Here is a 25,583-nt window from a genome sequence, read left to right on the forward strand (position 1 = left end):
GCAGCTTTTAGCCGCGTCCGGCCTTCAGGTCGGCTTGTTTGTAGCGCATGTGCAGCAACGGGTACGGCTGGTTCATGCCATCCCGTGCGGAACGCCCGACCACTTCAAAGCCTTGCTTGAGATAAAAGCCCAGGGCTTGCGGGTTCTGTTCGTTGACGTCCAGCTCGTTGGCGTTCAGGTGCTCCATGGCATAGCGCAGCAGTTGTTTGCCCAGGCCTTGGCCACGGTGTTGCGGGTCGATGAACAGCATTTCGATCTTGCCGGCCGCCACACCGGCAAACCCGGTGATGCGTTGACGGTGGTCGCGAGTACAGATCAGCATCACCGCGTCCAGGTAACGGGTGAGTACCAGGTTCTTCAGCAGCTCGATGTAGCTGTCCGGCAGGAAGTCATGGGTAGCGCGTACCGACGCTTCCCAGACCCGGGTCAATTCCTCGTAATCGCTCGGTTTCGGTGTGTGGATGACCGAATGCTGACGCATGTCCGCCTGTTCCTTATGGTGGAAATGTTATGTCTGCATACGATAGCCGTAAAAAAGCCCCGCATCTTGTTACAGAGCAGGGCTTCATGATTTTTTAAGTGCAGGCCTGAATCAACCGATCTGCTCAGCCCACAAATCATACTCATCGGCGTCGGTGACCTTGCACCAGACCTTGTCGCCTGGCTTGAGGTTGCTGCCGTTGTCGATGAAGACGTTGCCGTCGATTTCCGGGGCGTCGAAGAAGCAGCGGCCGACGGCGCCTTGCTCGTCGACTTCGTCCACGAGCACTTCGATTTCACGGCCGATGCGCATTTGCAGGCGGGCCGAGCTGATCGCCTGCTGGTGCGCCATGAAGCGTTCCCAACGCTCCTGCTTGACGTCGTCCGGGACCACGTCCAGGTCCAGGTCGTTGGCCGGTGCGCCTTCGACCGGCGAGTACTGGAAGCAACCGACGCGGTCGAGCTGGGCTTCGGTCAGCCAATTCAGCAGGTATTGGAAGTCTTCCTCGGTTTCGCCGGGGAAGCCGACGATGAAGGTCGAGCGGATGATCAGGTCCGGGCAGATTTCGCGCCAGTTCTTGATACGTGCCAGGGTCTTGTCTTCAAAGGCCGGGCGCTTCATCGCCTTGAGCACTTTCGGGCTGGCGTGCTGGAACGGGATGTCGAGGTACGGCAGGATCTTGCCGGCGGCCATCAGCGGGATCAGCTCGTCGACATGCGGATACGGGTAGACGTAATGCAGGCGGACCCAGACGCCGAGGCTGCTGAGCGCTTCGCACAGCTCGGTCATGCGGGTTTTCACCGGCGCGCCGTTCCAGAAACCGGTGCGGTATTTCACGTCGACACCATAGGCACTGGTGTCCTGGGAAATCACCAGCAGCTCCTTGACGCCAGACTTGACCAGGCGCTGGGCCTCGTCGAGTACATCACCGACCGGACGGCTGACCAGTTTGCCGCGCATCGACGGGATGATGCAGAAGCTGCAACTGTGGTTGCAGCCTTCGGAAATCTTCAGGTAGGCGTAGTGACGCGGGGTCAGCTTGATGCCTTGCGGCGGCACCAGGTCGATCAGCGGGTTGTGGTCCTGGCGCGGCGGCACGACTTCGTGCACGGCGTTGACCACTTGCTCGTACTGCTGCGGACCGGTCACCGACAACACGCTCGGGTGCACGTTGCGGATGTTGCCTTCTTCCACGCCCATGCAGCCGGTCACGATGACCTTGCCGTTTTCCTTGATGGCTTCGCCGATGACTTCGAGGGATTCGGCCTTGGCGGAGTCGATGAAGCCACAGGTGTTGACCACTACCACGTCGGCGTCCTGGTAGGTGGACACCACGTCATAACCTTCCATGCGCAGTTGGGTCAGGATGCGCTCGGAGTCGACCAGAGCCTTCGGGCAACCCAGTGATACGAAGCCAACCTTCGGGTTGGCTGGCGCGGGAGTGGTGGACATGTCTAACCTCGGTATAAGGGGGATCGTCTCGTGCGAGACAGGGCGCCTGACGCGCCTCTGATCAAAAAGTGCGCAATTCTATCCATGGCGGGCGCACTTGACCAGCTTTATGCAGGGAAAAACGACGAGTGCTGCGCTATGCTTCGCGCCTTTGCCTTCTGGCGATTGCTACAGTCAACAAAACGTCTGTAACAAAGCGTAAAACAGCGCATGCTGCGGCACAAAGCGTACGGCTTCTTTTACAGAGAAGACAGGTCTGGGAATCAGGAGTGTTGGATGGGTCATGCAAGTAGTCAGGCGGCGACTGCCGAGCATTCGGCAACGAAGCCGCTGAGCATGCTGGTCGCGGCGGTCGGAGTGGTATATGGCGACATCGGCACAAGCCCCTTGTATACCCTGAAGGAAGTGTTTTCCGGCGGCTACGGCGTGCCGGTCAACCATGACGGGGTGCTGGGGATTCTGTCGCTGATTTTCTGGTCGCTGATCTGGGTCGTGTCGATCAAATACATGATGTTCGTCCTGCGCGCCGACAACCAGGGCGAGGGCGGGATCATGGCCCTGACCGCCCTGGCGCGGCGGGCGGCGGCCGGCAGGGCGCGGTTGCGCACGTTGCTGGTGATCTGCGGCCTGATCGGTGCGGCGCTGTTCTATGGCGATAGCATGATCACCCCGGCGATCTCGGTACTGTCGGCGGTGGAAGGCCTCGGCCTGGCATTTGAAGGCATCGATCACTGGGTGGTGCCGCTTTCGGTGGTGGTGCTGGTCGCGTTGTTCCTGATCCAGCGTCACGGCACCGCGCGGATCGGCATCCTGTTCGGCCCGATCATGGTGACCTGGTTCCTCGTGCTCGGCGCTCTGGGCGTGTATGGCATCAGCCAGCATCCGGAAGTATTAAACGCAGTGAACCCGGCCTGGGCCGTGCGTTTTTTTGTCGTCCACCCGGGCATGGGCGTGGCGATCCTTGGCGCGGTGGTGCTGGCGCTGACCGGGGCTGAAGCGCTGTATGCCGACATGGGGCATTTCGGTCGCAAGCCGATCGCTCGCGCCTGGTTTATCCTCGTGCTGCCGGGCCTTATGCTCAACTATTTCGGCCAGGGCGCCTTGCTGCTCGGCGACCCTGAAGCGGCGCGCAACCCGTTCTATCTGCTGGCGCCGAGCTGGGCATTACTGCCATTGGTGGGCCTGTCGACCCTGGCGACGGTGATCGCTTCGCAAGCGGTGATTTCCGGCGCGTTCTCGCTGACGCGCCAGGCAATCCAGCTCGGCTACATCCCGCGTATGTACATCCAGCACACCTCCAGTGCCGAACAGGGCCAGATCTACATCGGTGCGGTGAATTGGTCGTTGATGGTCGGCGTGGTGCTGCTGGTGCTGGGCTTCGAGTCGTCCGGAGCGCTGGCTTCAGCCTATGGCGTGGCGGTCACCGGTACGATGTTGATGACCACAATCCTGGTCTCCGCCGTGATCCTGTTGTTGTGGAAATGGCCGCCGTTGCTAGCGGTGCCGGTGCTGTTCGGTTTCCTGCTGGTAGATGGGTTGTACTTCGCCGCCAACGTGCCGAAGATCATCCAGGGCGGCGCGTTCCCGGTCATTGCCGGTATCGCCTTGTTCGTGCTGATGACCACTTGGAAGCGCGGCAAACAACTGTTGGTGGAGCGCCTGGACGAAGGTGCGTTGCCGTTGCCGGTTTTCATCAGCAGCATCCGCGTGCAACCTCCCCATCGTGTGCAGGGCACCGCGGTGTTCCTGACCGCGCGCTCGGATGCCGTGCCCCACGCGCTGTTGCATAACCTGTTGCACAACCAGGTGCTGCACGAGCAAGTGGTGTTGTTGACCGTGGTCTACGAGGACATTCCCCGCGTACCGTCGCAGCGGCGCTTCGAGGTCGATGCCTACGGCGAGGGCTTCTTCCGGGTCATCCTGCACTTCGGTTTCACCGACGAACCGGACGTGCCCCAGGCGCTCAAGCTCTGCCATCTGGACGAGCTGGATTTCAGCCCGATGCGCACGACGTATTTCCTCAGCCGCGAGACCGTCATCGCCTCCAAGCTCGAAGGCATGGCCCGCTGGCGCGAGTCGCTGTTCGCCTTCATGCTGAAGAACGCCAACGGCAACCTGCGCTTCTTCAATCTGCCGTTGAACCGAGTGATCGAGCTGGGTACGCAGGTGGAGATGTAGGCCCAAGGCCCGATAGCAAGGCGAGCTCCCTGCTCCTTGCCCCTTGTGGGAGCGAGCTTGCTCGCGATGGCTCAGGGACATTCAACATCAAGGTAAGCTGACCGGACGCTATCGCGAGCAAGCTCGCTCCCACAGGGAGATACCAGGCGGCCGACTAAAAAGCCCCTGCACCGTGAGGTGGCAGGGGCTTTTTGTCAGCTGTGTATCAGCTCACTGCGCGGCAGGTGTGGTCTGCCGCTTGTTGATCTCATCGATCAACCGCTTGGCCAGGGCCGGGTAGTTTTCATCGAAGTGATGGCCGCCGGGCAGCTTTATGGCTTCGCCTACGGCGGTCTTGTCGGTGCAGCCACTTTCGTTGGCTTCTTCCGCGCCATAGATGCACACCACTTTTTCCGCCGGCAGCTTGGCCATTTCCGGGCCGGTGGCGGCTTCGGTGCCGGCGTTGCCGAGCCAGCCCTCGACTTCGATTTCGAAGCTGCCGGTGCGGGCAAAGGCGAGCAGGATAATCGCATCGACCCGTTGCTGTTCTGTCGCCGGCAGGCGGTTGTAGATTGCCGGCAGGACATCGGCGCCGAAGGAATAGCCGGTCAGGATGAAGCGTTTGGTGCCCCAGATCTGGCGATAGTGTTGCATCAGCTCGGTCAGGTCGGTCGCGCTCTGTTCGGGGCTCTTGTGCTGCCAGTAATAGCGCAGGGTGTCGATGCCGACCACCGGGTAACCGACCTTGGCCATTTCATCGGCCACGTCGCGGTCCAGGTCACGCCAGCCACCGTCGCCGGAGAGAAACAGCGTCACGGTGTCCCGGGCCTGGCTGGCGGGGACTTCCACCACCGGGATGCTCAGGCCGCCCTTGCCCTTGTCGGCGCCCACCAGGATCTTGCGCAGCTCGTTGTTGAGTACCTGCGCCAGGTTGATGTCGTAGTCGCTGATGCTGGTTTCGGCATTCTTCTGGTCGCGCACGAAAGCGGCGCTGGTATCGTCGGGGTTATCGTTCCATGCCACCAGCCAGCGACCATGGGCGGCGCTTTTGGGCAGCAGGTGGGTGCAGCCGGGTTTTTCCAGGGCTAGGTCGACCGAGACGGCCTGGGCCTTGTCGTCCTTCTGTTCAGCCAGCCAGCGCCAGGCCAGCACCGCGCCGGGACCGATGCCGCTGACCAGCGTGGCCGGGCCGTGCAGCTGCCGCAGGCCGGCTTGCAAGGCGCGCCCTTGAAGCATGCAGTCCTTGGGCAGGATCACCTGGACGATCTGCGCCGAGCCGCTGCGGCTGAGGGTCGTCAATTGGGTGTCGCTGAGCTTCTGGTCCTCGTTGACCGCCACCAGCACCTGGGCGCGTGCCTTGGTGCCGGGGATGACTCGGGTCATCGGCACGCCGTCGGCCGGCTCCAGTTGTTCCAGGGTCGGTTGCGGGGCCGGGCGGTTCCAGTACCAGTAGCCGCCACCGAGAATCACCGCCATCACCAGCAGGGCGGCCACTACGTATCGCCAGGAGCGTTGCATCATCAGCGTTTCACCAATCCAGTCAGGCCGCCCGCAATCAGGGCGGCGGTATCGGCCAGCGCCACCAGCGGATCGAGTCCGGCGGGCACGGCCATGTAACGAGGTTCCCAGTCAGGCTGGAATTTGTCTTTGAAGCGGCGCAGGCCCTGGAAATTGTAGAGCTGCTCGCCACGGCGAAACACCATCGAACCCAGGCGCTGGGTCAATGGCGCGCCGCGACGCGGTTGCAGGCCCGAGAGCGGGACCATGCCGAGGCTGAAGCGGGCGTAGTCATGGTTTTTGTAATGCTGGATGAGGCCGACCATCATGAACTCCATGGTCAGCTTCGGGGCTTCGGGATGAGCGCGCATCAGGTCAAGGCTGGCCAGCTCATGGCTATGGGTTTCCAGCAGGTTGGCGAACGCCACCGGACGCCCCTCGAAACGAATCACCGCGATGCGGAAGTGCTTGAGGTAATCATGGCTGAATCGCCCCAGGGAGAAACCTTTCTCGCGCACATTCTTGCCGGTCAGCCAGGCATCGGAAATGACCTTGAGTTCGTCCATCGGCGCCTGGCCCGGTTCATGGATCTCCAGTGACAGGCCGTCACGGGTGCCGCGATTCCAGGTGTAGCGCAGGTCCTTCATCTCCTTGCCCTTGGCTTCGAGATCAAAACGCTTGAGATCGACCCGCGCTTCTTCGCCGAGCTTGATCGCGGTCAGGCCGATGTCCATGTAATAGGGCAGGTTCTCGGCACGCACCTGATAGAACACTGGCCTAGCGTGGTAGATGTCGCAAAGGTCACGAAACTGCCAGATCATTTCCGCCCGTTGCTGGGTCGGCCCGATCGGGTCGTACAACGCGACCAGGCTGCGGCCACGGCGGGCATACATCAGGAAGGCTTCATCGTTGGGATGAAACAGCAGCGCCTTGTCGCCGGTCAGGGCCAGGCCGCCGTCGGGTTGCGAAGACGCCATGAGAATCGTCCGGGCGCGCTCCAGTTCTTCAGCCGTAGGCAGATGAATCACCGGCCGAGCGGTGCGCAGCAGCCAGGTCAGGGACACCACCACCAGCAGCACCGCGGCACCCAGCAGCGAGCGCAGGCCACGCGGCGCGTCGGCATCCAGGGTGAACTGCCACCACAGTTGATGACTGTAGGGCACATCCTGATAGGCAAACAGCAGCAGCCAGATCGACGCGCCCAGCACGCAGAGGCTGGCAATCAGGAACAACGGCGAGAACGGCAGCTCGGTCAGGCGACTTGGGCGGTAAAAGGAACGCCGGAAGACCGCCAGCAGGGCTGCGGTCAGCGTCAGCAGGGTGGCTTCTTCCCAGTCGAAACCCTTGAGCAGCGATAGGAGGGCGCCCACCAGCAACAGGACAGTGGTCAGCATCCAGGCTGCGGACAGACGGCGACGCAGGCCTTGGGCGAGCAACAGGCACAACACGCCCACCAGGCTGGCGCCAAAGTGCGAGGCGTCCACCAGGCGATGCGGGATCAGGAAACCGATGTGCTCCAGGCGCGTGTCGATCTCCGGCGTCACGCCGGAAAACAGCAGCACCACGCCAGACAGGAACACCAGCACCGCAAGGATCGGTGCCGCGAAACCGGACGCCGCCCGCAGGGTCTGGCGGGTCTGGAACAGCCGTTGCGCCTCATTGATCAACAACAATACGCACGCCACCAGCATCGGCAGCAGCACGTAGATCAGGCGATACAGCAGCAGGGCGGCCGCCAGCGGCGCAGCCCCGAGTTTGTCGGCGAACGCGGCCAGCAGGATCGCTTCGAACACCCCGACGCCGCCCGGCACATGGCTGAGGACGCCGGCGGCCAGCGCCAGCAGGTAAACCAGCAGGAAGGGGCCGAACGGTGGCGCCTCCGGCAGCAACAGATAGAGCACCGTTGCAGCGGCGGCGACATCCAGCGCGGTGATGATCAGTTGCAGGAACGTCAGACGGCGGCCCGGCAGACGCAGCGTGCGGCGACCGGCCTTGACCAGCAGGGCATCCCGATAGGGTTGTTCCGGCAGGCGGCGGCGATAGATGCCGATGGCCAGCGCACTGGTCAGCAGCAGCACGGCAACGGCGATCACCCCCAGCAAAGTGGCGGGAAGGTGCAGGGCGGCAGAGGCGGCAGGCAGGTTGCTCAACGTCGCCAGTGCCGCCAGTGGTGGCAGCGCGCAACCCAGTGACAGGCTGGCGAACAATGTCATGTGGGCGACATCCGCCGCCCCCAGGCCGTGGCGGGCGTACAGGCGGTAGCGAACCGAACCGCCCGACAGCAGCGACAGGCCAATCGCATTGCCGATCGCAAACGCGCTGAAGCCGCCGAGGATCAGGGTTTGGGTGGGCAGCTTCACGCCGGCGTAGCGAGTGGCGGACCATTCATAGCCCAGCAGAATGATGAAACCGGCCACGGTGGCGGCTATCGCACCGAGCAGCGCCGGCCGCGGCACCTCGAGGATCGAGTCGTGAAGGGCGTAGAGGTCGAGTTCGCTCAGGAGGTGACGGCAGGCGATCAAGGCAATCGCAAACAGCAGCAGCGTGACGGCGAGGCCGATCGGTTGCCGGTACTGGCTGATCCGGTCCAGCCAGCGCAATCGCTCGGCCTTGATCGGTTGTGTCGCATTGACAGTGTCTTGTGGGTCAGACGAGTGGGCGCGCATCAATCACCTCTTGAGCTATGCGCGACAGGATGGGGGTATCCAGCCAAGTTACCAATCCCTGCGGCGGAAAATAATTACAAAATATTTGTAATGAGGCTTTTTTGGCACACACAAAAAAGGCCGCTCTTTCGAGCAGCCTTTCTTGATATTTGGTTGCGGGAGCCGGATTTGAACCGACGACCTTCGGGTTATGAGCCCGACGAGCTACCAGACTGCTCCATCCCGCGTCTGTGTGGCGGCATTCTACAGGCGAACGCCGGACTGTCAACCGTTAATAGAGCGCCGGATGAAATAAGCGGCCGGTTCACCTAAATGCGCGAAAACAAACGGAAATCGTCCTACAACTTCCACGTTTTGCGATGGCCGTAGTGACATGGAATGCACCGGCAGGGGAAAACAGGCGCGCACAAAAAAGGCCACTCTTTCGAGTAGCCTTTTCTGATGTTTGGTTGCGGGAGCCGGATTTGAACCGACGACCTTCGGGTTATGAGCCCGACGAGCTACCAGACTGCTCCATCCCGCGTCTGTGTGGGGGCATTCTACAGCGAATCGCCCGGCTGTCAACCCCTTTGCTGGAAAAACCTGTTCAGCTTCAATCGGTTAGCCTGCGCCAAGGCAATATGACAGCGCTGTGACGCAGGCCTGGCAAGGCCTGGCGCTCTATTGGGCGGTTCGCTGCGATTGAAGAAACACATTCATGTAGGCATTTTCCAGATCTGTCGAAGGATCTTTCAAACTACTGGTGCTATGTACAGGTTCGAGTGAGATACTGGCGCTCCGATCCATCGCATGTACCGCTGCTTATATGACGCAACGCAAAATCATCCACGTCGACTGCGACTGCTTCTACGCCGCGATCGAAATGCGCGATGATCCGCGGCTGGCCGGCATACCCCTGGCGGTCGGTGGCTCGGCGGACCGGCGTGGGGTCATCGCCACCTGCAATTACGAGGCGCGGGCCTACGGTGTGCGCTCAGCCATGTCTTCCGGCCACGCGCTGAAGCTCTGCCCCGACCTGACCATCGTCAAGCCGCGAATGGACGCCTATCGGGAGGCCTCCAGGGAAATTCAGACGATTTTCAGCGATTACACCGACCTGATCGAACCGCTGTCGCTGGACGAGGCGTATCTGGATGTCTCCGCCAGTCCGCATTTCGGCGGCAGTGCCACGCGCATCGCCCAGGATATTCGCCGGCGTGTTTCCAACCAGTTGCACATCACTGTTTCCGCAGGCGTGGCGCCGAACAAGTTTCTCGCCAAGATCGCCAGTGACTGGAAAAAGCCCAACGGCCTGTTCGTCATCACGCCGGACCAAGTGGAAGATTTCGTCTCGGCGCTGCCGGTGAGCAAGCTGCACGGCGTCGGCAAGGTCACCGCCGAAAAGTTGAACAGGCTCGGGATTATTGACTGCCTGCACTTGCGCGAGTGGGATAAGTTGGCACTGGTGCGTGAATTCGGCAGTTTCGGCGAGCGACTCTGGAGCCTCGCCCGTGGAATTGACGAGCGCCTGGTGCACAACGACAGCCGGCGGCAATCCATCAGCGTGGAAAACACCTATGACGTCGATTTGCCTGATCTGCAGAGCTGCCTCGACAAACTGCCCGAACTGATGGAGACCCTGGGCGGGCGCATGGCGCGGATCGACAGCAGCTATCGGCCGGGCAAGCCGTTCGTCAAGGTGAAATTCCATGATTTCACCCAGACCACCCTTGAGCAGGCCGGGGCAGGGCGGGACCTGGGCAGTTACCAGCTACTGTTGACCCAGGCGTTCAACCGCGGCGGCAAACCGGTGCGATTGTTGGGGATAGGGGTGCGGCTGGAGGACTTGCGGGGCGGGTTTGAGCAGTTGGAGTTGTTTGAGCGGTGACGCCGCTGGCCTCAGGAAATACATGACACCCAGTGCTGAGGGAGCAAGTCCCTCACCACTGGGTGCACTCCAGAGTCAGCTCGCGCCCGGGTCCGCCACCAACCGCCCGCCATCCTTGGTCAGGGCCTTGATGAATTCGGCCTGCAGTTCCGGATCGTTGCGGGTCAGTTCGATCAGGCTCTGCTCGAGTTCGCTGGCCTCTTCTTCAAGCCCCAGTTCCGAGAGACGCTTGACCCGATGAACCCACTGGCTCACTTCGTCGTCTTCCAGGTCGTCGTAGATCAAGGCGTGGGCTTCGACCAGTTTGCTGCGCAACGTACTGCTGACGCTCAGGGATGAGTCGGTGTGCACCTCGTCCTGGGCATCCGTCACACTGATCTGCAGTTTGCCGAACTGGCTCAGGTCATGCTCGGCGAACGGGCTTTCCAGCAGGTTCAAGCGCAACACGCCGTTACGGTCGGTGCTCAGCTCGAAGGTCTGCCGGGCGGCTTTCACCTGTACCGGACGCTCGCTCCAGGGCAGGCTCGAATGCTCCGTGCGTTTGTCGCGCTGGACTTCATCGATACCTGCCAGGTTCTGCTGGGCACGGCCATTGGAAGGCACGTTCATGAACGGATTGAGTCCGGCAAAACCGTAGCTGATCCAGTCGCGGGTCGCACTGTCCGGCAAGCTGCCGAGGGCGAATACATTGACCACGTTCGCGCCGATGCCGGCCACTACCGCCACCGCGCCCAGCGGGATCTCATAGACCTCCCGCCAAGGCTGGTACGGCGTGTAGCGATCGTAATGGCGGGTGACCTCGAACTCGGTGACCTCGAAGGTCTTCTGCTCGTTGATCCGCACCCGCCGCTGCGGCAGGTCGAGCACCTTGGGTTCGCCCACATCGATCTGCAGGCTATGGTCGAGCAATTTGCGCTCGATCCGTTCTTCGTGCTCGTTGCGTTGCGACATCTGGTTGGCGCAGCCGCTGACCAGCAGGGCGCCGCACAGTGCAGCGCCCCCGAGGCCTAAGGTGTTTCGCTTGAACATGACGTCTCTATCTGGTCTCAGCGGCGGATACGGGCCTGAAGGAAGGACAGCACGTCGGCGACCGGCAGCGCTTGCGCCTCGGCCTCGGTACGGCTCTTGTATTCCAGGTTGCCATCGGCCAGGCCACGGTCACTGACGACGATCCGGTGCGGGATGCCGATCAGTTCCATGTCCGCGAACTTGATGCCGGGGCTGGTTTTCTTGTCGCGGTCGTCCAGCAGCACTTCAAAGCCGGCGGCCGTCAGTTCGGCGTAAAGCTTGTCGGTCGCTTCGCGAACCTGTTCGGTTTCGTAGCGCAGCGGCACGAGGGCAACCTGGAACGGCGCCAGCGTGTCGCTCCAGATGATGCCGTTCTCGTCGTTGTTCTGCTCGATGGCCGCAGCCACCACGCGGGACACGCCGATGCCGTAGCAGCCCATCTGCAGCGTGACGGGCTTACCGTTCTCGCCGAGCACTTCGCACTTCATCGCCTTGCTGTACTTGTCGCCCAGCTGGAAGATATGCCCGACTTCGATGCCGCGCTTGATTTCCAGCGTGCCTTTGCCGTCCGGGCTCGGGTCGCCGGCCACGACGTTGCGCAGATCGGCGACGGTTGGGACCGGCAGATCGCGTTCCCAGTTCACGCCGAAATAGTGCTTGTCATCGATGTTGGCACCGATGGCGAAGTCGCTCATCAGTTCCACCGAGCGGTCGATGATGATCGGCAACGGCAGGTTCAACGGGCCGAGGGAGCCGGCACCGGCACCAATGGCATCGCGCAGCTCGGCATCGGTGGCCATGACCAGCGGGCTGGCGACGCCAGGCTGGTTGGCGGCCTTGATTTCGTTCAGCTCGTGGTCGCCACGGATGATCAGGGCAATCAGCTTGCCTTCTTCTTCCGCGCGCACGATCAGGGTCTTGATGGTGCGTTCGATCGGCAGGTTGTAGCCTTCCACCAATTGGGCAATGGTCTTGGCGTTCGGCGTATCGACCAGGCGCAATTCTTCGGCCGGCGCGGCGCGGGAGGTTTCCCGTGGCACGGCTTCGGCTTTCTCGATGTTCGCGGCGTAGTCGGAGCCGTTGCTGAAGACGATGTCGTCTTCGCCGGACTCGGCCAGCACGTGGAATTCGTGGGAGCCGGCACCGCCGATGGAGCCGTTGTCGGCTTCAACCGGGCGGAACTTCAGGCCCAGGCGGGTGAACACGTTGCAGTACGCCTGGTGCATGCGGTCGTAAGTGACTTGCAGCGAGGCCAGGTCGGCGTGGAACGAGTAGGAGTCCTTCATGATGAATTCGCGACCGCGCATCAGGCCGAAGCGTGGACGGATCTCGTCACGGAACTTGGTCTGGATCTGATACAGGTTGATTGGCAGTTGCTTGTAGCTGCTCAACTCGTTGCGCATCAGGTCGGTGATCACTTCTTCGTGAGTCGGGCCCGCGCAGAAATCGCGACCATGGCGGTCCTTGATGCGCAGCAGCTCCGGGCCGTATTCCTCCCAGCGCCCCGACTCCTGCCACAGCTCGGCCGGCTGGGTGCTCGGCATCAACACTTCCAGAGAGCCGGCGGCGTCCATTTCTTCGCGGACGATGGCTTCGACCTTGCGCATCACCCGCAGGCCCATCGGCAGCCAGGTGTACAGGCCGGAGGCGAGCTTGCGGATCATGCCTGCGCGCAGCATCAGCTGGTGGCTGATCACGACGGCGTCGGAAGGCGTTTCTTTCTGTGTGGCGAGCAAAAATTGACTGGTGCGCATGGTTGGCCGTTGTCGGTTGCTGATGACGAGAAGTGACGCAGCATTGTACGGGCGAGATGCCCTGGCGTACAGGCGCGTGGCCGGTCGCCGGATTCAGGCGCCGCTTTCGTCGGCGCCTGTTGAGATTTCCTACAACTCTTGAGCGGGCCGGGTCGGCGGCGATTCCGACTCTGGCGCCGATTCAGGCGTCGAGCCCTCTCGGCGATTCTCCTGATACCAGTGCAAGGCGATCAGCAGCAAGGTCGGAACGCCGAGCAACGCGGTGATCAGGAAGAAATCGTGATAGCCGAATTTTTCCACCATGACCCCTGAGTACCCGCCGATCAGGCGCGGCAACAAGAGCATGATCGAGCTGAGCAGGGCGTATTGGGTCGCGGAGAATTTCAGGTTGGTCAGGCTCGACAGATAGGCGACGAACGCCGAGGTGGCCAGGCCGGAGCTGAAGTTGTCGAGGGAGATCGTGACGATCAGCATCTTCAAGTTGGCACCCATGTCCGTCAGCATCAGGAACAGGATGTTGGTGGCGGCCGACGACACGCCGCCGATGAACAGGATTGGCAGGATGCCGAAACGCACGATCAGCAGCCCGCCCATGCCGGCGCCGACAAGAGTCATGATCAGCCCGAAGATCTTGCTGACGCTGGCGATCTGGTCTTTGGTGAAACCCTGGTCGATATAAAAAACGTTGGCCATGACGCCCATGACCGTGTCGGACATCCGGTAGGTCGCGATCAGGCCGAGCAGCAGCAGGGCCTGCCAGCGGTAGCGCAGGATGAAATCGTTGACCGGCGTCAGCACCGGCGCCAGGCCGCGACGCCCCATGGACGACAGGCACAGGGCGGTCAGGATGATATAGAGGATGGCGCGCAGGAAGGCGCGGTCCTGGAGCAGCAGGTCGAGCAGGCTGACGCCTTCGAACAGCACGCTGGCAAAGTCGGTGTTGTAGAGCTGGGTGAACATCGCCGGGACCGACACCAGCAGCACGATCAACACGAATACCGAGGCCAACTGGTGGACGAAGGTATAGCGCCCGGCTTGCAATTGAGTACGCAACGGTACTGGCGGCTCGCGCATGAACAGCGAGGTCAGCAGCGCCGGGACCATCAGTACGCCAAACAGCAGGTACGTACCGGCCCAGGCCGAATGTTTGTAGCTGAACCCGGTGGAGCCGAACCCCTCGGCGAAAAACAGCGCGCCGGCGGTAGCCAGCAACGCGGCGACGCGGTAGCCGGACATATAGCTGGCAGCCAGGGCGGCCTGGCGGGTGTCGTCGGCGATTTCCAGTCGGTAGGCATCGACGGCGATGTCCTGGGTGGCCGAGGCGAAGGCCACGATGACGGCAATCGCGATCAGCCAGGACAGGTGTTTTTGTGGGTCACAGAAGCCCATGCCGACCAGGCCGAGGATCACCAGGGCCTGGGAGAGCACCAGCCACGAGCGTCGACGCCCCAGTTTGCCGAGCAATGGCAGGCGCCATTGGTCGAGCAGTGGCGACCAGACCCATTTGAAGGCATAGGCCAGGCCGATCAGGCTTGCGTAACCAATGGTTTCGCGGGCCACCCCGGCCTCGCGCAACCAGACCGACAGCGTGGAAAACACCAGCATGTAAGGCAGGCCGGCGGCGAAGCCAAGCAGCAACAGCACGAGCGTCGAAGGACTGGCATAGGCGGCAAGGGCGGCGCGCCAGGTTTTACGGGGCATGGGCTGGAGTCTGCCTCAAAAATTGCGAAAACAAAGCGCGCACTCTAACCGCTGTGCTCTACCGGGCGCCAGCCATGACGCTGAATATCAACACGATTATTCAGGACACTGATCCCTTCCATGCGCAGGCGTGCGCGTTGTTCGTCCCCCGAGGCGCTGCCTGCCGGCAGGCTGATCCGACCACCGGCACCGAGGACTCGATGCCACGGCAGCTTCGTGTCGTTCGGCAACTGGCTGAGCGTTCGTCCGACCCAGCGCGCGGCGCGGCCCAGACCCGCCATTTCGGCGAGCTGACCATAGGTGACGACCTGGCCGGCCGGCACTTGGGCCAGGGTCAGGTAAAGCGTGGTGCGGCGGATCTGGGCGGCGTTCTCGGGGGCCGCTGGGGTGTCGGTCACGTGGAGGATTCCTGGAAATGTCCGTCTGTAGATTAGTGCCTGCCGGGCCAATTGATAAATGAACTCATCATCCTTATGCAGGTCAGTCGTTGCTGAGGTGTCATCCTGGGGGATAATGCCGCCTTTTCCTCGCAAACTTGAGCCCATTATCGCTTATGTTGTCCAGAACCCTGTTGTGCCTAGCTGTTACCAGTGCCTCCATGCCTTTGCTTGCCGATACCGTCTGGTTGAAGAACGGCGACAAGCTCAGTGGCAAGATAACCGTTTTCGACGGCGGCAAATTGTTGATCCAGACCGATTACGCGGGCGCGATCCCGATTGATTGGAAGCAGGTCAAGACGCTTGAAAGCGACCAGCAACTGCTGGTCAAGCAGGATGCCTATACCGGCGAAAAAGCCAAGGCGTTGCAGGCGGCCGAGGATGGCAAGGTGACCCTGGCCAACGGTGATGCGCCCAAGACCGTCGAGCTGGCAAGCATCCAGCAGATCCTCAAGCCCAAGCCGGTGGTCGAGGATCTGGTGTGGAAAGGCAATGTCGACGCCGCACTGGATTACCAGCGCGCGGAAGCCGATACCGACGATTACGACATCGACTTCAAGACCTCGGCGCGCCACGGCAGATGGCGGCACACCGCCGAAGGCGAATACAACCGCGAATTTCAGGATGATGTGGTGTCGGCTGACAACTGGCGGCTGGAGTATTCCCTCGACCGCTTCCTCACGGAAAAATGGTTCTGGCAAGGTCGCCTGAACTACAAGCGTGACAAGGTCGAAGACCTGGCACGCCAGCGCGTGGTCGGTACTGGTCCGGGTTATCAGTTCTGGGACGACGAACTGGGCGCTTTCTCACTGGGTTCGCTGCTCAACCGCACCGATTATGAATACCGCGACGGCGGCAAGGACAACTTCTATTCCGTGGCGATGAAGTGGGACTACAACCGTTACCTGATCGGCAAGCGCGTCGAGCTGTTTACCAACGGCGAAGTGGGCAAGCCGCTGTCCGGCGTGGCTGAATACGCCTATGACGCCGAAATCGGGTTGCGCTACAAGGTCACTGACTGGGCATCGCTCAACCTCAAGGCCGAGAAGGATGTCATCGAAGGGACCGAAGAAAGCGACCTGAGCAAGACGCGCTACACCGCCGGGTTTGGCGTGACCTGGTAACCCGCGGTTTCCACCACCAGACCCTGTGGGAGCGAGCCTGCTCGCGAAAGCGGTACACCAGTTGCCATAGATGCAACTGATCCGTCGCTTTCGCGAGCAGGCTCGCTCCCACACTGGTTTCGGTTTCCAAAAACACCCAGGCACAAAAAAGCCCCGCTTTTGAGGGCGGGGCTTTTTACTAAAGCAAGGACAAGTTAGATAACTTGAACTTCTTCAGCTTGCATGCCTTTCTGACCGCGGGTAGCGATGAAAGAAACCTGTTGGCCTTCTTTCAGGCTTTTGAAGCCGTCGGATTGGATAGCTTTGAAGTGAACGAACAGATCGTCACCGGACTGTGGGGTGATGAAGCCGAAGCCTTTTTCATCGTTGAACCACTTAACGGTACCGGTTTGGCGATTAGACATGGTGTAACTCCTTGAACAAAGATAACTGCGACTCAGGAAGAACCCTGGCCGAGACTGAGTGCAAAGAGCAGGAAAAATTCTTGTAGATGGTTGGATCGAAATTCAACATATCGTGTAGAGATTCTCAGTGACACAAGCAACACAGTGACGCCACCTTACCCCTTTTTCCGAAACGTGCCAATGGTCTTTGCGAAGGTTTCTCGGTTTTAATGACTGACGGCAATGGCGATAGCCGTCAGAGCCCGGAAATCAAGGCGGATCGGCGAGAGTTGCGTCTCGCACTTTGAACCCGCCCCGCGGCCCGGTAAGATGCCGGACAGTTTTTTCCACCTCGCTATTTCAGGAAACCCGCCATGAGCATCAAATCGGACAAGTGGATTCGCCGCATGGCGCAAGAGCACGGCATGATCGAGCCCTTCGTAGAGCGCCAGATGCGTGGCGAAGGCGCCGACCGGCTGATTTCCTTCGGCGTTTCCAGCTACGGCTACGACGTGCGCTGCGCCGACGAATTCAAGGTGTTCACCAACATCAACTCGGCCACCGTCGACCCGAAGAATTTCGATGAGAAGAGCTTCGTCGACATCAAGAGCGACGTTTGCATCATTCCGCCGAACTCTTTCGCCCTGGCCCGCACCGTCGAGTACTTCCGCATCCCGCGCAACGTGCTGACCATCTGCCTGGGTAAAAGCACCTACGCCCGCTGCGGCATCATCGTCAACGTGACCCCCCTGGAACCTGAATGGGAAGGCCACGTGACCCTGGAGTTTTCCAACACCACGACCCTGCCGGCGAAGATCTACGCCAACGAGGGCGTGGCGCAGATGTTGTTCCTTGAGTCCGATGAGGAATGTGAAGTTTCCTACAAGGACCGTGGCGGTAAATACCAAGGCCAGCGCGGTGTGACACTGCCGCGTACCTGATTCTGACGAGCTGTTGGAATTCCTGAGCGGGCAGGCACTCTATTGGGTGTACTGCCCGTTTTTGCGTCTGCGCAACGGGCCTTCGCTCAGGAGTTGCTCTATGAAGATCGATCCGCGAATCAGTGCCGAACTGGCAAGGCTTGAGCCCAATCAGATCGGCGTCCTGGCTTGGTCATTACTGGCCCACCCTGCTGAAGCGGCGGGCGGCATCCCTGGCCAGCCCGACCCCGATACCCCTAACGAACAGCCTACCGAACCCGGCGAACCGACTCTTCCGGACGAACCGCCTCCCGCGCCCGTAGCCTGATCAACCAATGGCCCGTCAGTTGAAGCCCGATCGCTTCAACTGACGGGCCATATTTCGTTGTCGCCCACTACGAAGATCTTGCAGTCGTTGTCCTGATCGACCCGATAGCCTCCCGTGAAGGCGCCGAAGGCCGGCAGCAGGCTGATCTCGCTACCGAGGCGGAAACATGGCAGGCGCAGGCGTTGCCGGCCTTTACCGCTCAGGTGGTAGACCGGGTGCACGTGCCCGGCGAGCACATGTCGACTTGGATGTGGGGTAGGCTCGTGTTGCACGGCGAAAGGGCCCAACAGCAATGGCTCGGGGACGACGCGGATATTGAGTCCCGTTGGCGGATCGCCGGCGCGCTTGTCGTGATTGCCGCGGATCAGCGTGATGGCCAGTTTGCGATGCCGTTCACGCCAGTCGGCAAGGGCCTTCAAAGTGCCTGGTGCATGAGAGCCGGGCCCATGCAGGAAGTCCCCGAGGAATATCAGCAGTCGGCACGGCAGGCTCGCCAGCAACTCGTCAAGCATGGCGATGTTGTTCGCCGTGGTGCCGTGGGGTACCGGTTGGCCGAGGCTACGGTAGGCCGCCGCCTTGCCGAAATGCACATCGGCCACCATCAGGGTTTCCTGGGCCGGCCAGTACAGGGCTTTTTGCGGCAACAGCCAGAGCTCTTCGCCCGCGAGGTTGACGGGATACGGCGCGGGCATCAGGCGCTTCCTCGATCAGCGGTTTTTTCCAGTTCGCTGACCATGCGCCGGATGCGATCGGCGAGCTTTTCCGAGCTCATGCTTTCGCGGAATCGCTCTACCAGCAAGGGGAAGCCCAGCGGAGTAGGGCGTTTGATCAGGTGCAGGTCGAGTTTCAAGGTATCGAGGCGTTCCAAGGTCTGCTCCAGTCGGCGTATATCCAATTCTTCGCGCAAAACTTCCTCGCCGGCCTGGGCCAGCAGCAGGTTATCGGCGTCATATTGCTTGAACACTTGATAGAACAACCCGCTGGAGGCTTGCACTTGGCGGGTGCTCTTCGGGGCGCCGGGGTAGCCGGCGAACACCAGCCCGGCGATCCGGGCGATTTCGCGGAAGCGGCGCAGGGCCAGTTCTCCGGCGTTCAGGCTGGCAAGAACGTCGGCCAGCAAGCCATCGGTGCGCAACAGCGCCGGGTTCAGATGCGTTGACCAATCCAGTTCGGTGGCGCTGAGCAATTCCAGGCCGTAGTCATTGACCGCAATCGAGAACGTCACCGGTTGGCGCTGGCTGACGCGCCAGGCCAACAGGCTGGCCAGGCCCAGATGTACCTGACGCCCGGCGAACGGATACAGGAACAGGTGCCAACCCTCCCGGGATTTGAGCGCTTCGGCCAGCAGCGTTCCCTGCGTCGGCAGGCCGGACCAACGCAGCTGCGTTGACAGCAGCGGCTGTACGGCTTGCATTTCCGGTCCGTCGAAACGGCCCTTGGCGGCTTCGCTCAAGCGCGCGACGACCGCGGCAGCGAGCTCGCTGGAAAGCGGCATGCGTCCGCCATTCCAGCGCGGCACGGCGGCTTTTTTCGCCTGGCTGCGGCGTACGTAAGCGGTCATGTCCTCGACCCGGACCAACTCCAGCAACCGCCCGGCAAAGAGGAATCCGTCGCCGGGGCGCAAACGTGCGATGAAGCCTTCTTCCACGCTGCCCAGGGTCTTGCCGCCGCCGCCCTTGCTCCAGAATTTCAACTGCAGGCTGGCGTCACTGACGATAGTGCCGATGCTCATGCGGTGGCGCCGTGCCAGACGGGCGTCAGGCACGCGCCAGACCCCGTGTTCATCCGGTTCGACCCGCCGATAATCAGGGTAGGCGGTCAGCGACAGGCCGCCATGGCGTACGAAAGCCAGCGCCCAGGCCCACTCGGCCGGGTTCAGGTCGCGGTAGGCCCAGGCGCCGCGTACCTCATCAAACAGCTCATCTGGAACAAAACCGCCACCCAGGGCCATGCTGACCAGATGCTGGACCAGTACATCCAAAGGCTTGTGGGGCGATTCACGCGGCTCGATTCGCCGCTGCGCCACGGCGTCCTGGGCGGCGGCGGCCTCGATCAGTTCCAGGCTGTGGGTTGGCACCAGGGTTATTCGCGAGGTCCGCCCCGGCGCATGGCCGGAGCGTCCGGCGCGTTGCATCAAGCGGGCGACGCCTTTCGCCGAGCCAATCTGTAGCACGCGTTCAACGGGCAGAAAATCCACCCCCAGGTCGAGGCTGGACGTACACACGACTGCCTTGAGCTGGCCGTCCTTCAACGCCCGTTCCACCCAGTCGCGGGTGTCGCGGGACAGAGAACTATGGTGCAACGCGATGAGCCCGGCCCAATCCGGGCGCGCCTCAAGAATGGCCTGGTACCAGATTTCCGCTTGCGCGCGAGTATTGGTAAAGACCAGGCAACTGCTGCTGGTGTCGATTTCAGTGACCACCTGGGGCAACATTTTCAGGCCGATATGCCCCGCCCATGGAAACCGTTCGAGAGTTGGCGGCAACAGCGTATCGACCTGCAACGCCTTGGCATCGGCGCCCTGCACACTTATTCCGCTGCCTTGTGGGATCAATACCTGCTCGGCGTGGGCCTGGTTGCCCAGGGTCGCGGATACGCCCCAGACAATCAGCCCAGGGTGCCAGTAGCGCAAGCGAGCCAGGGCCAGTTGCAACTGCACGCCGCGCTTGTTGCCGAGCAATTCGTGCCACTCGTCTACCACGACCATGCGCAGGGACGACACCGCCGTTTGCGCATCAGCGCGGGCGAGCATCAGCGTCAGGCTTTCGGGCGTGGTGATCAGCGCCGTGGGCAAGCGCCGGCCTTGCCGGGCGCGTTCGCTGGGGCTGGTGTCACCGGTGCGCAGGCCTACGCTCCAGGGAATCTGCAGCGGATCGAGGGGCGCTTCGAGAGCCTTGCCGGTGTCGGCGGCCAGCGCGCGCATTGGCGTTATCCACAAGACGGTCAGCGGTTCGCTCGGCGGTTTGCGTTTACGAGGCTTGTTTGGTGGCGGCACGCTGCGGGCGAAACGGTTGAGGGCGGCAAACCAGACGGCGTAGGTCTTGCCGGCGCCGGTATTGGCATGCAACAGCCCCGACTCGCCACGCTTGACCGCAGCCCATACCTGTTTTTGAAAGGCGAACGGCTTCCAGCCGCGGGCATCGAACCACTGTTTCGCGAAGTTGCTGGATGTCGCCATGCGTGCGGTGTGCGCCCTGAAAGTCCTTCTTCAAAGACCACGGCAGGAGATGAAAGGTTTTATGACCTGGTTGTGGCAGGCGCGCTGTTGTGGCGAGGGAGCTTGCTCCCGCTGGAGGCGCAGCCTCCCCAGCAGCTTGTCAGCCAAGGCCAGGGGGGCCGCTTCGCGGCCCAGCGGGAGCAAGCTCCCTCGCCACGGGTGGCGGGGGTTTATTTCAGATTGCCACTGAGGAACTGCTTGAGCCGTTCGCTCTTCGGGCTGCCCAGCACGTCTTCCGGCGCGCCTTCTTCTTCCACCAGGCCCTGGTGCAGGAACAGCACCTGATTGGACACCTTGCGGGCGAAGCTCATTTCATGGGTCACCATGATCATGGTCCGGCCTTCTTCGGCCAGGCCTTGGATCACTTTTAGTACTTCACCTACCAGTTCCGGGTCCAAGGCGGAGGTCGGTTCGTCAAACAGCATGACCTCAGGCTCCATGGCCAAGGCGCGGGCAATCGCCACGCGTTGTTGCTGGCCACCGGACAGGAACGCCGGGTATTGCTCGGCAACACGTGCCGGCAGGCCGACCTTGTCGAGATAACGGCGGGCGCGATCCTCGGCTTCCTGCTTGCTGACGCCCAGCACCCGGCGCGGCGCCATGGTGATGTTTTCCAGCACGGTCATGTGGCTCCACAGGTTGAAGTGCTGGAACACCATGGCCAGGCGCGTGCGGATGCGTTGCAGCTCGTCGGCGTCGGCCACGCGCATGCCATGGTGATCCTTGATCATCTGGATCGATTGGCCGTCCAGGCTCATGGCGCCGTCGTTGGGTTGTTCAAGGAAATTGATGCAGCGCAGGAAGGTGCTTTTGCCCGAGCCGCTCGCGCCGATCAGGCTGATCACGTCGCCGGTCCTGGCCTTGAGCGAAACCCCTTTGAGCACCTCATGGTGGCCATAGCTTTTGTGCAGGCCTTCGATGGTCAGTTTGTACATGGAACAGGCATCCTCAAGGCGAAAGTAGGTAGCCGCTGCGGTAGGCTTCGGTCCCGGCGACATGGGCGATGACCATGCCGGCGGTGGCCATGCGACGCAGCGAGCGGGCGTACAGCAGCCCGGCATTACGGCAATGAACGGGGGTGACGGTGTCGTTGACCGGGTCGATGATTTCGGCGATCAGCTGTCCCGCCTCCAGGTACTCACCGGGTAGGGCGCTGTACACCAGCAGGCCGCCGACCGGTGTCGCCACCGGTTCGACGCCGGCCAGCGGCGTGGCCGGGTAGGGCAGGTCGGGCACCGGCACCGGCTCACCGTCGATGGCACCGAAGTGGATCAGGTATTCGATCAGGGCCTGGCAGTCGAGACTCGCCAGGCCATGGTTGACGTCACCCTGGCCGCGCAATTCGACAGTTACCGAAAAGCTGCCCAAGGGAATTTCGAAGCGCTCACCGAAACGCTCCTTGAGCTGCCACCAGAGCAGCGTGAAGCATTCGTCGAACGATTGGCCGCCCGAGTCGGTCGCCAACAGGCTGGCCTCGGCGCCGATGTAGCGCGCCAGCGGCTCGACCCGCGGCCAGGCCTCGGGCGTGGTGTAGAGATGGGCGACGGCTTCGAAATCGCAATGCAGGTCAAGCACCATGTCGGCATCACAGGCCAGGCGTTGCAGGACCAGCCGCTGGGATTGCAGTTGGGTGCTGGCGGTCTGCCGACTGAGGGCGTCGCGCAGGCTGGTGCGGATCAGCATCAGGTTGTGCTGCGGGTCGTCGGTCAGCAGGCCTTCGATTTCGTTGCCGATCTCTTCGCTCAGGTCGACGAACCGGCGGTTGAAATTCTGCCCGCTCTCCAATTCGTAACGGCCCAGGGGCACATCCATCAGTACCTGTTCGAGGCCGATCGGGTTGGCGACCGGCACCAGCACGATTTCGTGCCGCAGGTGGCCCGAAGCCTCGAGTTCGGCCAGGCGCTGCTTGAGGTGCCAGGCGACCAGCATGCCGGGCAGTTCATCGGCGTGCAGGGACGACTGGATATAGATTTTGCCGACGGCTTTTTCCGGGCCGAAGTGAAAGCTGTGGATCTTGCGTGCGGTCCCCGGCAGCGGGGCCAGCAGGTCATGAATCTGGTGGCGCATTTACATGTATGTCCTGGGAACGGAAGCCTTAGTGGGTCGGCCCGAGAAAGGCCAGCCAGCGGCGTTCGGCGAGACGGAAGAGACCCACCAGTGCAAACGTGACGGTCAGATAGATCAACGCGGCGATCCCGAACGACTGGAACGTCAGGAAGGTGGCCGAGTTGGCGTCCCGGGCGACCTTCAGCACGTCTGGAACGGTAGCGGTGAACGCCACGGTCGTCGAATGCAGCATCAATATCACTTCGTTGCTGTAGTACGGCAGCGAACGACGCAGCGCCGAAGGCATGATCACGTACGTGTAGAGCTTCCAGCCGGTCAATCCGTAAGCCTTGGCCGCTTCGACTTCGCCGTGGTTCATGCTGCGAATCGCCCCGGCAAAGATCTCCGTGGTGTAGGCGCAGGTGTTCAACGCGAACGCCAGGATCGTGCAGTTCATCGCGTCGCGAAAGAAACTGTCGAGCACGGGTTGGGCGCGCACCGCCTCGATGCTGTAGATGCCGGTGTAGCAGATCAGCAATTGGATATAGAGCGGCGTGCCACGGAACAGGTAGGTATAGAACTGCACGGGCCAGCGGACGTAGAACCTGGGTGAAACCCGGGCGATGGACAGCGGAATCGACACTACGAAGCCGATCAGCAACGAAGCACTGAGCAGCCACAGGGTCATCGCCAGGCCGGTGATGTGGACGCCGTCGCTGTAAAGGAAAGGTCGCCAGTATTCCTGCAGGAGTTCGATCATCGCACGGCCTCCCGGGCTCCGGCGGCGTAGCGGCGTTCAAGCCAGCGCAGGATAAAGTTGGATGCACTGGTGATCAGCAGATAGATGAGCGCCGCCAGCACCAGGAAATAAAACAGCTGGTAGGTGCTTTTGCCCGCATCCTGGGCGGCCTTGACCAGGTCGGCCAGGCCGATGATCGACACCAGGGCGGTGGCCTTGAGCATGACCATCCAGTTGTTGCCGATGCCCGGCAGGGCAAAGCGCATCATTTGCGGGAACACCACGTAACGGAAACGTTGGCCACGCTTGAGACCGTAGGCCGTGGCCGCTTCGACCTGACCGCGAGGCACCGCAAGGATCGCGCCGCGAAAGGTTTCGGTGAAGTACGCACCGTAAATGAAGCCCAGGGTGATGACCCCGGCGCCGAACGGGTTGATCTCGATGTATTCCCATTCCATGAAATCGGTAAAAGACGTCAGCCAGGTTTGCAGGCTGTAGAAAATCAGCAGCATCAGCACCAGGTCGGGCACGCCGCGAATCAGCGTGGTGTAGAGCTGGGCCGGAATACGCAGCAGTTTGACGCTGGACAATTTGGCGCTGGCGCCGAGCAACCCGAGCAGGACGCTAAGCAGCAAGGACAGGGCCGACAGCTTGATGGTCATCCAGGTGCCTTGCATCAGCAGCGGGCCAAAGCCCTGCAGGCTGAAGGCCGAGAGCCCCAGACTTTGTAGGAATTGTTCGAACATGGACATTGCCTTTGGCAGGAAAAAAGCGCCCACCCGGTTCAGGGTGGGCGCCGCGCATTATTTGCCGCTGTACAGATTCAGATCGCCAAAGTGTTTTTTCTGGATCTCGGCGTATTTGCCGTCGTCGTGTAACGCTTTGATACCTTTATCCAAAAGCGCCTTCAGCTCTTTGTTACCTTTCTTGATACCGATGGCGGTCTTGGATGGCAGCAGTTCGCTGTCCACCGGCTGGCTGACTTCATAGCCTTCGCCTTTTGGCGATTTCAGGAAGCCCAGTTCGGCCTGAAGCATGTCCTGGATCGCGGCATCGAGGCGGCCCGAGGTCAGGTCGGCATAGACCTGGTCCTGGTTCTGGTAGGCCTGGGTCTTGACGCCGGCCTTGTCCAGCACGGCCTTGGCGTAGGCTTCCTGGATGGTGCCTTGCTCGTAGCCGACGGTCTTGCCCTTGAGCGAGGCAACGTCTGCGCTCAGGCCCGAGCCCTTCTTGAATACATAGGCCGTTGGGCCGGAGAACAACTCGCTGGAGAAGTCGATAGCCTTTTCACGGGCCGGGGTAACGGTCATGGAGGAGATCACGCCGTCGAATTTATTGGCCTTGAGGCCCGGAATCATTCCGTCGAAATCGCTTTCGACCCATTTGCATTTGACCTTCAGTTCTTCACAGATCGCATTGCCCAGGTCGATGTCGAAACCCACCAGGCTGCCATCGGCGGCCTTGGATTCGAACGGAGCGTAGGACGGGTCGACACCAAAACGCAGTTCCTTGTATTCCTTGGCCGTGGCGACGCCGGCGGCCATGCACAACGCCAGTGCAGAAAGGGTCAGCAGTGCTTTTTTCATTATTGAGTCCCTAAAACCAATTTGAGCGCTTGTGGCGCGTAAGATTGTTACCGGTGAAGGTCTGAACGGTATGACGGCATAAAGGTAGCAATTTCCGAACCATAGTGCCGAACAAGTGTTTTAAAAGCACTGGCGGCAAGAGACGGAACGCAATGGTGCGCGGGGGTGAGCGTACATCAAAAAGCGCACCGGGATGGAGCGTGCGTTTGTCCGGTTTAGC

21 protein-coding genes and 2 tRNA genes are annotated in these 25,583 nt (G+C 61.5%); 5 read left to right on the top strand and 18 right to left on the bottom strand.

The window, feature by feature from the left end:
- Positions 1-7: 7 nt before the first annotated feature.
- Positions 8-481, bottom strand: a complete 474-nt coding sequence (locus tag J3P96_RS06590; protein ID WP_434628805.1) for a GNAT family N-acetyltransferase — start codon at positions 479-481, stop codon at positions 8-10.
- Between the two features lie 111 nt (positions 482-592).
- Positions 593-1,933 carry a 30S ribosomal protein S12 methylthiotransferase RimO gene (rimO, locus tag J3P96_RS06595; RefSeq protein WP_434572201.1) on the bottom strand — a complete coding sequence of 447 codons (1,341 nt, stop codon included), beginning with the start codon at positions 1,931-1,933 and terminating at the stop codon, positions 593-595.
- Between the two features lie 336 nt (positions 1,934-2,269).
- Between rimO and J3P96_RS06600 the strand changes: the two genes are divergently transcribed.
- Positions 2,270-4,111: a potassium transporter Kup gene (locus J3P96_RS06600; protein ID WP_434658105.1), complete on the top strand. Its 1,842-nt coding sequence runs from the start codon at positions 2,270-2,272 to the stop codon at positions 4,109-4,111.
- Between the two features lie 210 nt (positions 4,112-4,321).
- Here the strand turns inward: J3P96_RS06600 and J3P96_RS06605 are convergent, their stop codons facing one another.
- The 4 genes from J3P96_RS06605 to J3P96_RS06620 form a co-directional block, all read right to left on the bottom strand.
- Positions 4,322-5,611, bottom strand: coding sequence for a virulence factor family protein (locus J3P96_RS06605; RefSeq protein WP_434656139.1), 1,290 nt, complete (start codon positions 5,609-5,611; stop codon positions 4,322-4,324).
- Entirely contained in the window at positions 5,611-8,253 is a 2,643-nt protein-coding gene (gene mprF / locus J3P96_RS06610; protein WP_434601680.1) for a bifunctional lysylphosphatidylglycerol flippase/synthetase MprF, read from the bottom strand. The genes J3P96_RS06605 and mprF overlap by 1 nt, the downstream gene beginning before the upstream one ends.
- A gap of 150 nt (positions 8,254-8,403) precedes the next feature.
- Positions 8,404-8,480: transfer RNA gene (locus J3P96_RS06615), tRNA-Met, on the bottom strand.
- A gap of 219 nt (positions 8,481-8,699) precedes the next feature.
- Positions 8,700-8,776 (bottom strand) — tRNA-Met (locus tag J3P96_RS06620).
- A 282-nt stretch (positions 8,777-9,058) separates the two neighbouring features.
- On the opposite strand from J3P96_RS06620, the gene dinB reads away from it, so the two are divergent.
- Complete coding sequence (gene dinB, locus J3P96_RS06625; RefSeq protein ID WP_434656142.1) at positions 9,059-10,120, top strand: DNA polymerase IV; 1,062 nt, start codon at positions 9,059-9,061, stop codon at positions 10,118-10,120.
- Positions 10,121-10,195: 75 nt separating this feature from the next.
- Here the strand turns inward: dinB and J3P96_RS06630 are convergent, their stop codons facing one another.
- From J3P96_RS06630 to J3P96_RS06645, 4 genes are all read right to left on the bottom strand, one after another.
- On the bottom strand, positions 10,196-11,149 hold the full coding sequence (locus J3P96_RS06630; RefSeq protein ID WP_434656144.1) for a hypothetical protein: 954 nt from the start codon (positions 11,147-11,149) through the stop codon (positions 10,196-10,198).
- A 17-nt stretch (positions 11,150-11,166) separates the two neighbouring features.
- Positions 11,167-12,882: a proline--tRNA ligase gene (locus tag J3P96_RS06635; RefSeq protein ID WP_434601678.1), complete on the bottom strand. Its 1,716-nt coding sequence runs from the start codon at positions 12,880-12,882 to the stop codon at positions 11,167-11,169.
- A 129-nt stretch (positions 12,883-13,011) separates the two neighbouring features.
- The gene (locus J3P96_RS06640) at positions 13,012-14,583 is read right to left on the bottom strand and encodes an AmpG family muropeptide MFS transporter (RefSeq protein WP_434572208.1); all 1,572 of its coding nucleotides are present in this window, start codon (positions 14,581-14,583) and stop codon (positions 13,012-13,014) included.
- A gap of 44 nt (positions 14,584-14,627) precedes the next feature.
- Complete coding sequence (locus J3P96_RS06645; protein ID WP_434631171.1) at positions 14,628-14,990, bottom strand: MGMT family protein; 363 nt, start codon at positions 14,988-14,990, stop codon at positions 14,628-14,630.
- A gap of 146 nt (positions 14,991-15,136) precedes the next feature.
- Here J3P96_RS06645 and J3P96_RS06650 point away from each other — a divergent pair, with 146 nt between their 5' ends.
- On the top strand, positions 15,137-16,144 hold the full coding sequence (locus J3P96_RS06650; protein ID WP_434656147.1) for a DUF481 domain-containing protein: 1,008 nt from the start codon (positions 15,137-15,139) through the stop codon (positions 16,142-16,144).
- A gap of 194 nt (positions 16,145-16,338) precedes the next feature.
- Here J3P96_RS06650 and J3P96_RS06655 read toward each other — a convergent pair whose 3' ends face one another.
- Positions 16,339-16,548: a cold-shock protein gene (locus J3P96_RS06655; protein ID WP_002554837.1), complete on the bottom strand. Its 210-nt coding sequence runs from the start codon at positions 16,546-16,548 to the stop codon at positions 16,339-16,341.
- Positions 16,549-16,901: 353 nt separating this feature from the next.
- Here J3P96_RS06655 and dcd point away from each other — a divergent pair, with 353 nt between their 5' ends.
- Both dcd and J3P96_RS06665 read left to right on the top strand, forming a co-directional pair.
- Complete coding sequence (gene dcd, locus J3P96_RS06660; protein ID WP_017126297.1) at positions 16,902-17,468, top strand: dCTP deaminase; 567 nt, start codon at positions 16,902-16,904, stop codon at positions 17,466-17,468.
- Positions 17,469-17,568: 100 nt separating this feature from the next.
- Positions 17,569-17,775, top strand: a complete 207-nt coding sequence (locus J3P96_RS06665; RefSeq protein ID WP_305499193.1) for a hypothetical protein — start codon at positions 17,569-17,571, stop codon at positions 17,773-17,775.
- Between the two features lie 35 nt (positions 17,776-17,810).
- Here the strand turns inward: J3P96_RS06665 and pdeM are convergent, their stop codons facing one another.
- From pdeM to J3P96_RS06700, 7 genes are all read right to left on the bottom strand, one after another.
- Positions 17,811-18,467: a ligase-associated DNA damage response endonuclease PdeM gene (gene pdeM, locus J3P96_RS06670; protein ID WP_434656150.1), complete on the bottom strand. Its 657-nt coding sequence runs from the start codon at positions 18,465-18,467 to the stop codon at positions 17,811-17,813.
- Positions 18,467-20,953: a ligase-associated DNA damage response DEXH box helicase gene (locus J3P96_RS06675; protein WP_434656152.1), complete on the bottom strand. Its 2,487-nt coding sequence runs from the start codon at positions 20,951-20,953 to the stop codon at positions 18,467-18,469. The genes pdeM and J3P96_RS06675 overlap by 1 nt, the downstream gene beginning before the upstream one ends.
- 209 nt (positions 20,954-21,162) lie before the next feature.
- On the bottom strand, positions 21,163-21,927 hold the full coding sequence (locus J3P96_RS06680) for an ABC transporter ATP-binding protein (RefSeq protein WP_434572213.1): 765 nt from the start codon (positions 21,925-21,927) through the stop codon (positions 21,163-21,165).
- 13 nt (positions 21,928-21,940) lie between these two features.
- Entirely contained in the window at positions 21,941-23,059 is a 1,119-nt protein-coding gene (locus tag J3P96_RS06685) for a succinylglutamate desuccinylase/aspartoacylase family protein (RefSeq protein ID WP_434628819.1), read from the bottom strand.
- 28 nt (positions 23,060-23,087) lie between these two features.
- Complete coding sequence (locus J3P96_RS06690; RefSeq protein ID WP_305499199.1) at positions 23,088-23,798, bottom strand: ABC transporter permease; 711 nt, start codon at positions 23,796-23,798, stop codon at positions 23,088-23,090.
- The gene (locus J3P96_RS06695; RefSeq protein WP_434572215.1) at positions 23,795-24,523 is read right to left on the bottom strand and encodes an ABC transporter permease; all 729 of its coding nucleotides are present in this window, start codon (positions 24,521-24,523) and stop codon (positions 23,795-23,797) included. Before J3P96_RS06695 ends, J3P96_RS06690 begins: the two co-directional genes overlap by 4 nt.
- 57 nt (positions 24,524-24,580) lie before the next feature.
- Positions 24,581-25,363, bottom strand: a complete 783-nt coding sequence (locus J3P96_RS06700) for a transporter substrate-binding domain-containing protein (RefSeq protein ID WP_305499201.1) — start codon at positions 25,361-25,363, stop codon at positions 24,581-24,583.
- Positions 25,364-25,583 lie beyond the last annotated feature (220 nt).

It is taken from the genome of Pseudomonas sp. R3-56 (assembly GCF_051132075.1).
GTDB lineage: Bacteria > Pseudomonadota > Gammaproteobacteria > Pseudomonadales > Pseudomonadaceae > Aquipseudomonas.

What these genes read in the sequence shown, in the direction of transcription:
- J3P96_RS06590 (WP_434628805.1), bottom strand. Translation starts at nt 481, where the DNA reads ATGCGTCAGCATTCGGTCATCCACACACCGAAACCGAGCGATTACGAG.
- rimO (WP_434572201.1), bottom strand. Translation starts at nt 1,933, where the DNA reads ATGTCCACCACTCCCGCGCCAGCCAACCCGAAGGTTGGCTTCGTATCA.
- J3P96_RS06600 (WP_434658105.1), top strand. Translation starts at nt 2,270, where the DNA reads ATGCTGGTCGCGGCGGTCGGAGTGGTATATGGCGACATCGGCACAAGC.
- J3P96_RS06605 (WP_434656139.1), bottom strand. Translation starts at nt 5,611, where the DNA reads ATGATGCAACGCTCCTGGCGATACGTAGTGGCCGCCCTGCTGGTGATG.
- mprF (WP_434601680.1), bottom strand. Translation starts at nt 8,253, where the DNA reads ATGCGCGCCCACTCGTCTGACCCACAAGACACTGTCAATGCGACACAA.
- dinB (WP_434656142.1), top strand. Translation starts at nt 9,059, where the DNA reads ATGACGCAACGCAAAATCATCCACGTCGACTGCGACTGCTTCTACGCC.
- J3P96_RS06630 (WP_434656144.1), bottom strand. Translation starts at nt 11,149, where the DNA reads ATGTTCAAGCGAAACACCTTAGGCCTCGGGGGCGCTGCACTGTGCGGC.
- J3P96_RS06635 (WP_434601678.1), bottom strand. Translation starts at nt 12,882, where the DNA reads ATGCGCACCAGTCAATTTTTGCTCGCCACACAGAAAGAAACGCCTTCC.
- J3P96_RS06640 (WP_434572208.1), bottom strand. Translation starts at nt 14,583, where the DNA reads ATGCCCCGTAAAACCTGGCGCGCCGCCCTTGCCGCCTATGCCAGTCCT.
- J3P96_RS06650 (WP_434656147.1), top strand. Translation starts at nt 15,137, where the DNA reads ATGTTGTCCAGAACCCTGTTGTGCCTAGCTGTTACCAGTGCCTCCATG.
- J3P96_RS06655 (WP_002554837.1), bottom strand. Translation starts at nt 16,548, where the DNA reads ATGTCTAATCGCCAAACCGGTACCGTTAAGTGGTTCAACGATGAAAAA.
- dcd (WP_017126297.1), top strand. Translation starts at nt 16,902, where the DNA reads ATGAGCATCAAATCGGACAAGTGGATTCGCCGCATGGCGCAAGAGCAC.
- J3P96_RS06665 (WP_305499193.1), top strand. Translation starts at nt 17,569, where the DNA reads ATGAAGATCGATCCGCGAATCAGTGCCGAACTGGCAAGGCTTGAGCCC.
- pdeM (WP_434656150.1), bottom strand. Translation starts at nt 18,467, where the DNA reads ATGCCCGCGCCGTATCCCGTCAACCTCGCGGGCGAAGAGCTCTGGCTG.
- J3P96_RS06675 (WP_434656152.1), bottom strand. Translation starts at nt 20,953, where the DNA reads ATGGCGACATCCAGCAACTTCGCGAAACAGTGGTTCGATGCCCGCGGC.
- J3P96_RS06680 (WP_434572213.1), bottom strand. Translation starts at nt 21,927, where the DNA reads ATGTACAAACTGACCATCGAAGGCCTGCACAAAAGCTATGGCCACCAT.
- J3P96_RS06685 (WP_434628819.1), bottom strand. Translation starts at nt 23,059, where the DNA reads ATGCGCCACCAGATTCATGACCTGCTGGCCCCGCTGCCGGGGACCGCA.
- J3P96_RS06690 (WP_305499199.1), bottom strand. Translation starts at nt 23,798, where the DNA reads ATGATCGAACTCCTGCAGGAATACTGGCGACCTTTCCTTTACAGCGAC.
- J3P96_RS06695 (WP_434572215.1), bottom strand. Translation starts at nt 24,523, where the DNA reads ATGTTCGAACAATTCCTACAAAGTCTGGGGCTCTCGGCCTTCAGCCTG.
- J3P96_RS06700 (WP_305499201.1), bottom strand. Translation starts at nt 25,363, where the DNA reads ATGAAAAAAGCACTGCTGACCCTTTCTGCACTGGCGTTGTGCATGGCC.